13 protein-coding genes and 1 pseudogene are annotated in these 13,206 nt (G+C 37.3%); 10 read left to right on the top strand and 4 right to left on the bottom strand.

Annotation, left to right across the window (positions count from 1 at the left end; translation table 11 throughout):
• Positions 1-39 precede the first annotated feature (39 nt).
• Positions 40-999: an N-acetyl-gamma-glutamyl-phosphate reductase gene (gene argC, locus VB797_RS16625; RefSeq protein WP_323238824.1), complete on the bottom strand. Its 960-nt coding sequence runs from the start codon at positions 997-999 to the stop codon at positions 40-42.
• A gap of 451 nt (positions 1,000-1,450) precedes the next feature.
• Between argC and VB797_RS16620 the strand changes: the two genes are divergently transcribed.
• Positions 1,451-2,338 (top strand): hypothetical protein, encoded by an 888-nt coding sequence (locus VB797_RS16620; RefSeq protein WP_323238823.1) that lies wholly within the window; start codon positions 1,451-1,453, stop codon positions 2,336-2,338.
• Here VB797_RS16620 and VB797_RS16615 read toward each other — a convergent pair.
• Positions 2,292-2,966 (bottom strand): transposase, encoded by a 675-nt coding sequence (locus VB797_RS16615; protein WP_323238822.1) that lies wholly within the window; start codon positions 2,964-2,966, stop codon positions 2,292-2,294. The two genes, VB797_RS16620 and VB797_RS16615, sit on opposite strands and share 47 nt — an antisense overlap.
• Positions 2,967-2,973: 7 nt before the next feature.
• Positions 2,974-3,570, bottom strand: a complete 597-nt coding sequence (locus VB797_RS16610) for a hypothetical protein (protein ID WP_323238821.1) — start codon at positions 3,568-3,570, stop codon at positions 2,974-2,976.
• A gap of 55 nt (positions 3,571-3,625) precedes the next feature.
• Between VB797_RS16610 and VB797_RS16605 the strand changes: the two genes are divergently transcribed.
• The 9 genes and pseudogenes from VB797_RS16605 to VB797_RS16565 form a co-directional block, all read left to right on the top strand.
• On the top strand, positions 3,626-3,805 hold the full coding sequence (locus tag VB797_RS16605) for a hypothetical protein (RefSeq protein WP_323238820.1): 180 nt from the start codon (positions 3,626-3,628) through the stop codon (positions 3,803-3,805).
• Positions 3,806-3,994: 189 nt separating this feature from the next.
• On the top strand, positions 3,995-4,171 hold the full coding sequence (locus VB797_RS16600; RefSeq protein ID WP_323238819.1) for a hypothetical protein: 177 nt from the start codon (positions 3,995-3,997) through the stop codon (positions 4,169-4,171).
• Between the two features lie 337 nt (positions 4,172-4,508).
• Positions 4,509-5,165, top strand: a complete 657-nt coding sequence (locus tag VB797_RS16595) for a hypothetical protein (protein WP_323238818.1) — start codon at positions 4,509-4,511, stop codon at positions 5,163-5,165.
• A 744-nt stretch (positions 5,166-5,909) separates the two neighbouring features.
• Positions 5,910-7,181, top strand: coding sequence for a DUF4912 domain-containing protein (locus VB797_RS16590; protein WP_323238817.1), 1,272 nt, complete (start codon positions 5,910-5,912; stop codon positions 7,179-7,181).
• A 228-nt stretch (positions 7,182-7,409) separates the two neighbouring features.
• Positions 7,410-8,348 (top strand): phosphodiester glycosidase family protein, encoded by a 939-nt coding sequence (locus tag VB797_RS16585; RefSeq protein ID WP_323238816.1) that lies wholly within the window; start codon positions 7,410-7,412, stop codon positions 8,346-8,348.
• A gap of 319 nt (positions 8,349-8,667) precedes the next feature.
• Entirely contained in the window at positions 8,668-9,231 is a 564-nt protein-coding gene (locus VB797_RS16580; protein WP_323238815.1) for a hypothetical protein, read from the top strand.
• 33 nt (positions 9,232-9,264) lie between these two features.
• On the top strand, positions 9,265-9,654 hold the full coding sequence (locus tag VB797_RS16575; RefSeq protein WP_323238814.1) for a DUF2358 domain-containing protein: 390 nt from the start codon (positions 9,265-9,267) through the stop codon (positions 9,652-9,654).
• Between the two features lie 43 nt (positions 9,655-9,697).
• Positions 9,698-10,885: a TRC40/GET3/ArsA family transport-energizing ATPase gene (locus VB797_RS16570; protein ID WP_323238813.1), complete on the top strand. Its 1,188-nt coding sequence runs from the start codon at positions 9,698-9,700 to the stop codon at positions 10,883-10,885.
• Between the two features lie 280 nt (positions 10,886-11,165).
• A pseudogene (locus tag VB797_RS16565) lies at positions 11,166-11,897 on the top strand (sensor histidine kinase); the annotation flags it as partial.
• 50 nt (positions 11,898-11,947) lie between these two features.
• Here VB797_RS16565 and dnaN read toward each other — a convergent pair.
• Entirely contained in the window at positions 11,948-13,117 is a 1,170-nt protein-coding gene (gene dnaN, locus VB797_RS16560; protein ID WP_323238812.1) for a DNA polymerase III subunit beta, read from the bottom strand.
• Positions 13,118-13,206: the final 89 nt, after the last annotated feature.

Here is a 13,206-nt window from a genome sequence, read left to right as displayed (position 1 = left end):
CATTTCAAACTTGAATTCTTTGCTATCTAACCTGTAGATTTAACCAAGCCCCAAATCCTCATCCAAACCCAGCATAATATTTAAATTCTGCACCGCTGCACCAGAAGCACCTTTTCCTAAATTATCCAATCGCGCTATTAATAAAGCTTCTTTTGTCTCCTCGTTAGCAAAAACAAATACTTGTACTAAGTTGGTATCATTCGCTGCTTGAGCATCAAAAAATTTAGCTTTACGCAATGAATCATCATTCAAAGCAGCAACAGAAACGTATTTTTCGTTTTGATAATATTCTTTGAGCGTGTTGTGAATCAATTCACCGCTAGGTTGATTTTGCAGCGAATGTAAAGGTAGAGGAATTTGCACTAACATTCCTTTTTCAAAGTTTCCCACAGATGGAACAAACAATGGTGGACACTGCAATCCTGAATGCTTGTGCATTTCTTTGACGTGTTTGTGTCCGAAGCTCAATCCGTAGATACCGTAAGCATAAGCGTCTGCTTGCTCTTGAGAAATGCTTTGATATTCCTCAATCAGTTTTTTTCCTCCTCCCGAATATCCAGAAATCGCGTTGATAGTTACAGGAAAATCTTTGGGGATAATCCCATCTGCAACTAAAGGACGTACACAGGTCAAAAACCCCGTAGGATAGCATCCGGGGTTACTGACTCTTTTAGCGTTTTTGATTTCTTCCCTGCGTTTGGGTTCTAGTTCGGGAAAACCGTATATCCAGTCATCTGCAACGCGATGAGCAGAACTTGCATCCAGTATTTTTACGTTAGGGTTAGTTACAAAATTGACGGCTTCGCGAGCAGCATCGTCGGGTAAACAAAGTATAGCGACATCGGCTGAGTTGATAAATTGCGATCGCGCTTGAGCATCTTTACGTTTTTCTTGCGGTATGCTGACAATTTCAATATCATCGCGATCGTTTAAACGTGAGTGAATTTGCAAGCCTGTAGTACCTTCCGCACCATCAATAAAAACAGTCGGTTTACCCATAATTTTATACCTTCATCTAAAAACTTGGGGATGCTTTAATATTTTCTCATTAATATTGGTTAAATGAATACTTTTTTACACGCATTTTTTTGAGTAAACTTTGATCCCATGTATCATTTATTAAAGTTTAATTACAAAAAAAAGCATTAAGACATTTATCTGAAAAATACAAGTACTCCAGGGTTGAACAATTAGACTGATAACAAATTCCAAGAACATACATCATGCTATTTAATAAAACCAATTTACTTTTTCAAATACCTTTATCTTTGAAATGGCTGCATATTCTTAGATTAAGGATAACTAAATAATCCTTTTTTGATTAAAGCAATAAAAAATCAAAAATATCTAATATACATTTTTTTTATATTCAGAGAATAATCATGGCTGATGATTTACTATGTGAATGGTTACGTGAGAATCCCAGGTAGAACTTAAGAGAAAATATCAAATGGCAGATCAAAATACAACAACTCCCGTACAGAAAAATACTTCAAGTTCTGAAGCTTTTGCAAGTATTAGTCCAAATGGAACTGAGATTAGAGAATCCAAAGCGACTGTATCTGTTGATGATGGTACGGGTGAACCTAAAACTATTTCTATTTCCAACGGTAATACTGCTAACGAAGCTGATACCATAACCGATCTAACCAGTTCCGCTCCAAAAGAAGATAGTCCAGATGGGACTGAGACTAGAGAATCCAAAGCGACTGCATCTATTGATGACGGTAGGGGTGAACCTAAAACTATTTCTGTTTCCAACGGTAATACTGCTAACGAAGCTGATACCATAACCGATCTAACCAGTTCGGCTCCAAAAGAAGATATATCTGAAGTAAGACAAACTGAGTCTTCACAATTTCAACCCTTGGTAACAGATAGTTTTGTTAACAATGGTAGTTTTGAAGGTAGTTCCTTTGAACCGGGTACTTTTGAGAACTGGAGAAGCATTGGTGATACTAGTATTGAGACTAAAGAAATTGGAATCAACCCCACCGATGGAGAATTCCAGGCTTTAATTAGCAATGGTTTTAGTGATGCGGGTGGTTCGGTTGAAGAATCAGATTTATCAAATTTTCTGGATTTAACATCTGGTTCCCTCGATATTTTGGTTGATGGGAATGCTACAGAAGGTTCGGGAATCAAGCAAGCATTTACCGCAAAAGCTGGGGATATTTTGGAGTTTGATTACAGTCTTTTGACCAATGAAGCTACTCCATCGGAGAGTTTCAACGATTCAGCTTTCTTCTCTGTTGGTAACTTTGCTTTAAAACTGGTTAAGCTTCCCCGGTCTAAAGACACGGGGATTTCTGAAGAGTCCAGAGACGAACTTTCTTAGGCGTACTTAAAACACCTCTACTTACTTTACTCAAATCAAATTTGAATATTGCAGCTACTTTTCTGATAATATTTGCAGCACCATTACAATCTGCATTTATTCTTATTCCGGTTAAAGTTTTAAATAAACCGCGATTAACTCTAACACCACTACTCTTCCACCCGTCGGGTTTTTCACCATATTTAGGTAGAACATCATTATCTAGAAATGATGTTTTAGAGGTATAACTTTCTTCGGTTTCAATAAATTCAATGCCGTATTGCTGACATAACTGTTCAATACGGCTTTTAAGTTTTGCTGTTGGGATTTGAACAAATTTTTGATTGTTCTTTTTACCCATATTAGAACTATTTTTTTGTCCTTGGTTCCACCCAAAAACAATCGAACCAATTTTATTATCAATACAATGGTTCATTACAATTCTTGCTGCTTTATTCACGGCGTATCGCATTTGCCTGTTCCGCTTTTCAGTAATTGCTGCAAGTCTGTTTGACCAAAAACTGTACGGTTTATTCTCTTTCATCTTAGCTACAGATTTGTTGTACCACTGGTTAAGGGATTTTAAATGTAAGCCATCAATAATAAAAGAAGTTCCAATATTAGAAACACAAGTTAACCAATTATTCAACCCGTGGTCAATTCCCAACACATGAAGATTTATCAAGACTGACAACAACATCACAAGATTGATAAACAAACTCCGCATAAAAACACCTATTTCTTGGTAAAATCCTAACCTCTCGGATGGATTTAAAATCTAGATTGGTAGGCATTGGAAGATAAAAACCATCGACCCCAAACCAAGTTTTTACCAGACTACCCAATGGGAATCTAATTAATCCATCTTTCAATTTAAGGGAACGTCCCGTAAATGTAGCTAAGGCTAAACCTCCGGATGTTCTGTAATTTGGCAGTCTCGGTTTTTGAGTAACAGTACCTTTTTTAATCCCTTTAACTAATCCAATATAAGACTTAAAAGATTCCGCAACGCCAGTTAATATTTGTTGTGCCGTATCTGAATACAACGCTTGATAGTGCTTATTCTTTTGAATAGTCCCTATCTGTTTATGTAAATCGACTTTACTAGGGAATTTACCTGTTTTGAAATAATATTGACGACTGTAGTAAACTCCGCAGTTAATCAAATTATTCGCTTCGGTACAAACATATTCAAGCAACGCTTTTAAATCTTTGTCAGGGCTAATTAAAATTTGTTGGCATCCATAAGACATTGTTTTGACTTATATTATTTTATAGTTAGTATACCAACACATACAATTAATTACAATGCCATTTCAGAAAAACAATGATTTAGGTTTTACGAGCAAAAATCCATTTGATAAAGACCCGGTTTGCTTCAAAGTGTTGCCTGGAGTTAAAAACAAGTTAAAACGCATTCCTAACTGGCAAAAACAGCTAAGGAAATTTGTTGATAAGATGATAGAAGAAAATATTGACGGCAGATAAATCTGCACGAGTCGTTTTTCCTCCCTGGACTAAAGTCACAGGGCTTCCAAACTCCCGGTTGTTCTACGTGATACATCCGACCCGACTTTTTCTGATAAATCTGTAGAAGGATATTCACAAGCAACTGACAGTAAAACGATTAAAGTTGCAATTTCTGAAGCTGGAACATACAACTTAGGTTTCGGAATTGTGGATTTAACCGATTCTATTGTCGATTCTGGGATATTGATTGACGATGTGAAGCTGATCTCCACTGGTGCTGGTTCCTTTTCGTCCGAAGGTACTGATTCAGATCGAACTGATGTTGACTTTACTTTTGGAAGTAATGGTTTTGAACCTGTTAACGGTTCCAATACTCAACAATAATTAAATCCGCGAATATTTGTCGATCGCGGTTTCGACGTAGAGCAATACTAATTCCCAACCTGGTTTCTCTGTGAGTCGCAAATTATAAAAATGCGCTCTTAAGCATGGAAGCCCGGTTTTTCTTCGTTATTTTATTTAACATATTTATGTAGCAATTAATGAAATAATAAATTTATTTGTAATATCTTCGATTTTGGTTGTATCCAGTCCGGCTACAGATTTTAGATTTTATTCTCAAGTTGTCAGATTTATCAGTTGAGTTAATCCAAAATCCAAAATCCAAAATCCAAAATTTAAAATCTAAAATTGATTGACCGATTTTCCCTCATAATTAAAGATGAAATCCGCGAATCGTCGGCTGTTTTTGGGCATTGGTTTAGTTGTACTTGTAGTTTTCGGCTACGGGGGTTATCAGCTGGGACGTTATTTTTTGAACGAACGTACAGCAAGTAGTGTGGTCAGTAAGGAAGCTCAAAAAGATGAAAAAGCGAAAATGAGCTTGGGTAATTTCGAGGAACTTGAAGGTACAGCTTATTTAGTTGGGCCTATTAATTCTCAACAAATTTCTCGTCAAAATTATTACGATAAAAAAGCGTTAAGGACGCATAATTATTTATTTCTTAATGTTAACGACAAATCAGCACGGCGATTAGTCCCTGAAAATGACTTTTTATTTTTAAATGCCCAAGAAGTAGTTTTGCAAAGGCGGGATGATAAAATTGTCCGGGGAATGTGGTATGAAGTCGTCAAAGCTGATAGCAATGGCGATCGCCGTTTAGATGAGGAGGATAAGAAAGCGATCGCTGTTTCTGATGTTTCGGGTAGCGATTATACGGAAGTAATTGATGAAGTTGATCGGCTTTTAGGTTCGCATCAAAAGAATTCGACAACTTTGTTAGTATTTTACGAATTTGATGGTAGAGAATATGTTGGTGAAATTAGTATGGATAGACGTGTATTAGTTGAAAAACAGGTGTTACCTTCAATTAGGTAAAGAGTTTTTGATTGTATTTTTGGTTGAGATGTTGGGGAAAACCAAGAAATTGGGCAATTCTCACCCAAACCCCCTCCAGATTGGTTAATCTGTTTTTGCTTTTTTTAATTGATTTTCTGTGTTTGTAGCCGTGCTCAGCCTAGTACTCGACTACATTAATTCTACCCCGCTTTCATTATCGTTTTTCCTCTATTCCTTGCTTCCTTTCCTCTAAAAGAACGTAAGTACTATTATTCATGAGCAATAATACTTATTTGTCATTAAAACATGACATTGAGGAAATTCAGAATGCCGTGGCAGAAGCATTTGAGTCCCAAATGTTAAGGAAAGATGACATATAGATCCCGAAAGAGCCTATAAACTCGTACTTAGGACAAAAAAGTTTTCTTTACCCCTTGATCCCAACAGGGTAATGATAGTTAATATTTAGTAGCAAGTAATTCTTCTGCGGTCACGAATGCTTATACATGACATTAGAAAAACTTTTACTCTGTGGTGAAAGTTGCAAGAGTGGAAGAATTGCGAAGGAAGGGTTAAAAATTGTGATTTTCTACCCTAAAAAGTGTTTAACTTTGAACCCTATTCTTATCTGGGAATTTTTTCTGTAGAAGTAAAATACATTCCTGCATTGAAAATTTGGCATCATATAACAAGTTGATAAAAACGATTTGGGGTAGATGTAATTAGACCGACCTCTCCTTAATAAAAGAAATTTCTTACTTCAACTTTAGGAGGTCTTTATTCATGGCAAAAGAACGCCCACCATTAGAAGAAATGACATTGCGGCAACTGCGTAAAGTTGCTAGTGAATATAGCGTATCTCGCTATAGTCGAATGCGGAAATCGCAGCTACTCGCAGCAGTTCAAGAAGCACAGAGTAAAAAAATATCTTGGCAGGAATCTCGTTCATTGGAGGCACAGGAAACGGTGGAAGCAGCAAAATTCGAGTTAGGACAGGAAGATAAAACTGGTGGTACTCTCGCTTCGGTTGACGAGGGACTTGCTGATTTACCGGCTGGTTATGGTGAGAGTCGTATTGTTTTAATGCCTCGCGATCCACAATGGGCTTATGCTTATTGGGATATTTCTAACGAGCATAAAGAAGATTTACGCAGACAAGGTGGACAACAGCTTGCGCTCAGAATCTATGATGTTACCGACATCAACTTAGATAACCAAAGCGCTCATAATCTTCAAGAATATCCCAGCGATGAACTTGCAAGAGAATGGTATTTACCAATTCCAGTTAGCGATCGCGATTACGTAATCGACATTGGTTATCGTTGTGCTGATGGTGGTTGGTTGGTACTAGCTCGTAGTGCAAGAGTACACGTTCCCCCTGTATATCCTTCTGACTGGATCGAAGATGTGTTTATCTCGGTTGATTTTGAAGAAGATTTACGCGGTCAGACCAAGTACGAACTAGTACCACCTGCGAAGAAAATGCCCGTTTCCTATGGTGCAGGTAGCAACGGTGATGTTAGCCGTAATGCTAACGGTAACGCTAACGGTAACGCGATTTACGACCAAATCTTTGGGATGGCTGAATCCGCAGAAGCAATGCGGGTAGCTGGTTCTATGTTCGGTTCGCAGCAGCACGTTCCTGGTTCAATGGCTCCAGAACAAGCCATCAGTTCCTACATTTTCCCATCTGGTGTAGGTATGTGGGCGCTTCCCACAGCATCGGGTGTAAATATGTCTGGTGTTGGAATGAGTGCATCCGTAGCTCCTGTACGTCCCCGCAAATTCTGGTTAATTGCTGACGCTGAGTTAATTGTTTATGGTGCTACCGAACCAGATGCAACTGTAACAATTGGCGATCGCCAAATCAAACTTAATCCAGATGGTACATTCCGTTTCCAAATGTCCTTCCAAGATGGTTTGATTGATTATCCAATTAAAGCAGTTGCGGTTGATGGTGAGCAAACCCGCTCAATTCAGATGAAGTTTAATCGCGAAACTCCATCACGTAATACGAATACTAAGGATGAAGCTGTTCTGGAATGGTTTTCTTAATGTGAGATTCTGAATAATAGAATTTTCAATTAACTCGAATTTATAATTTATATTTAAATGTCTCCCTGCAAAATTATTTATGTGGGGAGTTTTTTTTATGAGATAAATTTCTAATTAAACTTGTTAAAGCGACTCACCCCGTCCTGACGGACATCTTTCTCCTTGGTAAGGAAATATGGTAGGGTAAAACATTTTTATGATTAAATTTTATTAGTTAAGTATATAAATATGTTCAATAGAAATTTTATCGGGATAATATTGATAGTTATTGGTATATTATCTTTCCGTTCTTATCAAGAGCAAAAGTCATCAACCAATATACGAAAAGAAAAAACATCCTCAGATAATTGTGTGAGAGAAAATGCAAACACGAGTATAAAATTTTTGAAGACTAATAACTTAGGTGAAACATCCAATCAGGGAATTAATCATGTAATTATTTTTAATCCTAAATCAAAAGAATTAGATTTTAAGGTAAATGTCGGTTTAGCTCACAAGATCTACGCTAAAAATGATAGCGGTAAATTGCGTCAAGAATACGTTCCTAAACTATTCCGTGAAATAATCGGTGACGAAAACGCTTTATTAAATGGCAAAAAACCCATCGCTGCAATTAACGCGGATTATATCGATCCAGACGACAAACCGCAGGGTTTAAATATTTCACGGGGAATCGAATATTCGGGAGATTTTAAAGATAAGCGTTCTTCTTTTGGTATATCTGGAGGAGAACCTTCTCAACGTCAAGCAACTATTGGAGTAGGTCGAAGAAATAAGGATATTCTTAATTACAATATGGTTGGAGGTAACGGTAGATTTTATAGTAACGGCGAATTTAAAGACATCTGTGAAGCTTTAGGAGAATTTGCCTGTAAAAAAGCCATAAATCGTTCAATGGCTGCCGTTACTGATAAAGGTTATGTCATTTTATTAGTCAATGATTCTAGAGCAAATTCTGATGTCAAACTAACTGAAGTGAATCGAGAACTGTTACCAGATATGTTTGATGATGTTTTATCAAGTATTGCTCGAAATAACTGTTTAGGTAAAGTGCAAGAAGGAATATTATTCGATGGAGGAGAATCTCCCGGATTATATTACGATAATAAAACTTATGTGGAAAATTTAGGCGCAATTGGTTCGGTATTTTTAATTTATAAAAAATAGGGCATAGGTTAAAGGTTAAAGGTTAAAGGTTAAAGGTTAAAGGTCAAAGGTTAAAGGTCAAAGGTTAAAGGTCAAAGGTTAAAGGTCAAAGGTAATAACTTCTCTTCCATCTCCCCCATCTTCCTCCTCTCCCGCTCTTAACTCCTAACTCCTCATTCCTAACTCCTCATTCCTAACTCCTCATTCCTAACTCCTCATTCCTAACTCCTCATTCCTAACTCCTAACTCCTAACTCCTAACTCTCAAATCATAAGCCTTTGGGAAGATAAATTGCGATACTCATAAGCGGTAGCATGAGTCATAGCTCAAATTGCATAATATGACACATAATGAAATCGCTGATACGCTCGCGGATTTATTTGGTACATCTGCGGTAAATGTTCTTGCACCTGGTTCTTGGCAAGTGGAAACTGCTACTTTTCGACTATTAGCACTACTGAGCGAAGATCAAACTTGGCTGCGAGTTTTGTTACCGATAATGCCAGCACAGCAAGCACAACCTTTTTTAGAGCAATTTTTTGATGCTAACTTCGATGAAACTCAACAAGTTCGTTACGCTTTGCATCAAGATGTGCTGTGGGGAGTATTTCAGCACAGTTGCGCTAGCTTGGTTGTAGAAGATTTACGCGATGCGATCGCTAGATTAATTTCTCTCTATGAAGTCGGTGTGAATGATGCTTTTAATCGGTTAACTGAAACTAAAATTAAGGAAATTGTTCAAGTTTCCAAGCAGCAAGGAAAATCAATCGATGAAACGATGCAAAATCTTGAGCGTTTTTATGCTGAAGGTTTAATGGGTGAAATGGATCAAGGTTCCGAATCGCGAGAACGAGTTTTAGCTGCTTGGAAACGACAGTTGGAAAAGCTGTGGAACGAACAGTGAACAATGGAAGATTGAGTATCTGATAATTGATTTATGGATATTTTAGAGATTTTAAAGGCAGATTATCAACGTTTTCCTAAAAATCAAACTTATAACATTTACGCGGAAGACGTTTATTTCAAAGACCCGATGAATAAGTTTAATGGAGTTGATCGCTATAAGTTGATGATTAAGTTTATTGAAACTTTCTTTATCAAACCGCAGATGGATTTGCACGATATTCGTAGGGAAGGAGATACTATCAAAACTGAATGGACTCTAAACTGGAATACACCTCTACCTTGGAGACCGCGAATTTCTATCCCTGGATGGAGTCAATTAGGAGTCAATTCTGATGACTTGATTATTTCTCATGTTGATTACTGGAAATGTTCGCGATTGGATGTAGTTAAACAGCATTTCTTCCCCTTAAAGAAGTCATAATTGTAAATATATGTAAAAGCTTCTCAGGAAATAAAGATAATCCATGCGCGTAATTTTAATGACAGGTAAAGGTGGTGTAGGGAAAACTTCGGTTGCTGCGGCTACTGGACTGCGTTGTGCTGAATTGGGTTATCGCACGCTGGTTTTAAGTACAGACCCAGCCCATTCTTTAGCAGATAGTTTTGATTTGGAACTCGGACACGAAGCGCAACAAGTTCGTCCAAATTTATGGGGTGCGGAATTAGATGCACTCTTAGAGCTTGAAGGAAACTGGGGTGCTGTCAAGCGTTATATTACTCAAGTTTTGCAGGCTAGGGGATTGGAGGGAATCCAAGCTGAAGAGTTGGCAATTCTACCGGGGATGGACGAGATTTTTGGCTTGGTGAGAATGAAACGTCATTATGATGAAGGCGAATTTGATGTTTTAATTATTGACTCTGCTCCTACGGGTACGGCTTTGCGGTTATTGAGTTTACCGGAAGTTGGTGGTTGGTATATGCGGCGTTTTTATAAACCTTTTCAAAATATTTCGGTAGCGTTACGTCCTTTAGTGGAGCCGTTTTTTAGACCGATCGCCGGTTTTTCGCTACCGGATAAAGAGGTGATGGATGCACCTTTCGAGTTTTATCAGCAAATCGAAGCCTTGGAAAAAGTACTAACTGATAATACTCAAACTTCGGTGCGGCTTGTGGCTAACCCTGAAAAGATGGTCATCAAAGAATCTCTTCGCGCTCATGCTTATTTAAGTTTGTACAATGTTGCGACGGATTTGGTAATAGCAAATCGGATTATTCCACAAGAAGTGCAAGACCCGTTTTTCCGAAGATGGAAAGAAAATCAAGAACAATATCGTCAAGAACTTCATGATAATTTCCATCCTTTACCCGTGAAAGAAGTTCCCCTTTATTCTGAAGAAATGTGTGGTTTGGAAGCTTTGGAAAGACTTAAAGAAACGCTTTATAAAGATGAAGATCCGACTCAAATATATTACAAAGAGAATACAATTAGAATTGTCCAAGACCAAAATCAATACAGCTTAGAATTATACTTACCTGGCATTCCCAAAGATAAAGTAAATCTGAGTAAAAGTGGCGATGAATTGAATATTACCATCGGTAATCATCGCCGCAATTTGGTGTTACCGCAAGCTTTAGCAGCACTGCAACCATCTGGAGCAAAGATGGAGGATGATTATTTAAAAATTCGTTTTTCTGAAACAGTAAAGGCTTAGATTTTTATTTTATTAGGTGGGCATCATCCCACCTGATATTTAAATACTAAAATATTAACTTTATTTAAAAAAATATTTAATTAGATAAAAATCAAACTATTTAAAAGATGAAGGCAGTATTTTTACTGGAGACATTGTAAGTGACAATATTTCACAATGTTTTTAGATTTAATAAAAAATTTGCTGTTCCCTCTTATCAAAAATGACTTTATCTCAGGACAAATTGCCGAAAAACACGGAGCAAGATGATTTTATCTGCCCTATTACAAACTGCATTCGTCATCAATATATAGAAGATTTGTTGGGTATGTTAGAACTTTATCAACAAACTTGTAAAGCAGATAACTGCGAAATTAGCGAGCGAGCGGAAGAAATTGATTTAGAATTTTTAGTTTATGATTTACCAAAGATGCTTGATTCGATGAAAATAGGAGCATCACGAATTCGCGAAATTGTGTTATCTTTACGAAATTTTTCTCGACTCGACGAAGCCGATTTGAAAGTTGTGAATATTCACGAAGGTATTGATAGCACATTATTAATTTTGCAATACCGTTTAAAAGCAAAACCAGATAGTCCCGGTATTAAAATAATTACAGAATACGGTAATTTACCTGAAGTTGAATGTTACGCAAGGCAGTTAAATCAAGTATTAATGAACGTTTTGAGCAATGCAATTGATGCCTTAGAAGAAGGAGTCAGCAATGCTTTTTGGGAATTACAAACTAATAAAAATCAATCTCCAATTCCTAAAATTAAGATTTGCACTGAGATTGCGGAAAATAAGAATGGAGTTGTAATTCGTATCGCTGACAACGGCTTAGGAATGACTGAAGAAGTCATGAAACGAATGTTTGACCCATTTTTTACCACTAAACCAGTAGGTAAAGGAACTGGTTTAGGCTTATCAATTAGTTATCAAATAGTAGTTGACAAACATCATGGTATGTTTAAATGCAATTCTTTCCCCGGCAAAGGTACGGAATTATCAATTGAAATTCCAATTAAATAAGGTAAGTAAGGTCAAAGGTTAAAATTCCCTTTGTCCCCTTTGCCCAATTCCTAACTTCTCAACTGTACTGGCATTGCTAAATAAATCATCTTGATTCCTCCGATGGGAGAAAAAATAACGGGAGCTAAATTGTTGTTTAACTGCATTTGAATTTCTGCTGAAGGTAATGCTTTTAAACCTTCCATCAAATATTTAATATTAAATGCAATATCAATATCTTCTCCTAATATCTGTGCTGGCATTGATTCCATTCCGCTACCAATTTCTTGAGTTTCTACCGATAAGGTAATTTCTTGGGCTTCGCTATCAATGCTGAGTTTAGCAATATTATTTTTTTGGTCGGCTAATACAGCAATTCTTTCTAATCCGCTAATAAGTTGCTTTCTATCTAAAGTTAATTCTCGTTCAAATGTATTGGGTATAAGTTGACGATAAGCTGGATATTGGCCTTCTAAAGTTCTGCTTGTTAAGCGCTGATTTTGCCAATCAAAAACTACTTGTCCTTCATCGAAATACATTGCTACAGGTTCATCTTCTTTTGAACTGTGAGCTAGCATTCTTTCTAATTCTCGTAAAGCTTTGTTTGGTAATGTTACCTGTACGGAATCTGGTTGCTCATCATCATCAGCATCTAAGTTTTCGTTGCTAGTTTCTACTACTGCTAAACGATGTCCGTCGGTTGCTGCAAATTCTAAACTGTCTTTTTTAACTGTCAAATGTACTCCCGTCAGCACTTGTTTGCTTTCATCTGCACTTGTGGCAAATAAAGAACCACCCAAACCTTCAATTAATGCACTAACAGTAAGATGGATTGCTTTCTCGTTTTCAGTTACGGGTAGTTCGGGAAATTCCTCTGCACCCATTGCTCGTACCTGATAGCGTCCGTTTTTTGGCTTGAGGGTAACGGTTAAACCAACTCCCTCAGATTCTATATCCGATGATTCATCATCGAGGGTTATTTCACCTTCTGGTAAACGAGAAACTATATCATTAAGTAGCTTAGCTGGAAGAGTAATTGTTCCTCCTTCTAAAACCTCGGCTTTGAATGTGGTACGAATTCCCAAGCTGAGGTCGAAAGCCGTCAAACTTACTTGACTAGTGGCAACATCTGCTTGTAACAGCACGTTGGCAAGTATGGGATGAGTAGGACGTGAAGGAACAGCACGAGAAGTTAGTGAAAGGTGAGTGTTTAAATCGCTTTGGTTACAAACTAGTTTCATTGTGTTTTACGGATGCTGCATATGGCTTGTACATCTAATTAAACCAGGACTTACGCAAGTGTCACAAAACTCGGATGGTGCGTGAGTAT

The sequence above is a fragment of the Rivularia sp. UHCC 0363 genome (assembly GCF_034931125.1).
Lineage (GTDB): Bacteria > Cyanobacteriota > Cyanobacteriia > Cyanobacteriales > Nostocaceae > Rivularia.
Note: the sequence above shows the minus strand (reverse complement) of the source record. Positions and strands in the feature narration are given on the sequence as shown.

Coding starts and splice junctions, on each gene's coding strand:
- VB797_RS16575 (WP_323238814.1), top strand. CDS start 9,265: ATGGATATTTTAGAGATTTTAAAGGCAGATTATCAACGTTTTCCTAAA.
- VB797_RS16580 (WP_323238815.1), top strand. CDS start 8,668: ATGACACATAATGAAATCGCTGATACGCTCGCGGATTTATTTGGTACA.
- VB797_RS16610 (WP_323238821.1), bottom strand. CDS start 3,570: ATGTCTTATGGATGCCAACAAATTTTAATTAGCCCTGACAAAGATTTA.
- VB797_RS16590 (WP_323238817.1), top strand. CDS start 5,910: ATGGCAAAAGAACGCCCACCATTAGAAGAAATGACATTGCGGCAACTG.
- VB797_RS16570 (WP_323238813.1), top strand. CDS start 9,698: ATGCGCGTAATTTTAATGACAGGTAAAGGTGGTGTAGGGAAAACTTCG.
- VB797_RS16620 (WP_323238823.1), top strand. CDS start 1,451: ATGGCAGATCAAAATACAACAACTCCCGTACAGAAAAATACTTCAAGT.
- argC (WP_323238824.1), bottom strand. CDS start 999: ATGGGTAAACCGACTGTTTTTATTGATGGTGCGGAAGGTACTACAGGC.
- VB797_RS16595 (WP_323238818.1), top strand. CDS start 4,509: ATGAAATCCGCGAATCGTCGGCTGTTTTTGGGCATTGGTTTAGTTGTA.
- dnaN (WP_323238812.1), bottom strand. CDS start 13,117: ATGAAACTAGTTTGTAACCAAAGCGATTTAAACACTCACCTTTCACTA.
- VB797_RS16605 (WP_323238820.1), top strand. CDS start 3,626: ATGCCATTTCAGAAAAACAATGATTTAGGTTTTACGAGCAAAAATCCA.
- VB797_RS16585 (WP_323238816.1), top strand. CDS start 7,410: ATGTTCAATAGAAATTTTATCGGGATAATATTGATAGTTATTGGTATA.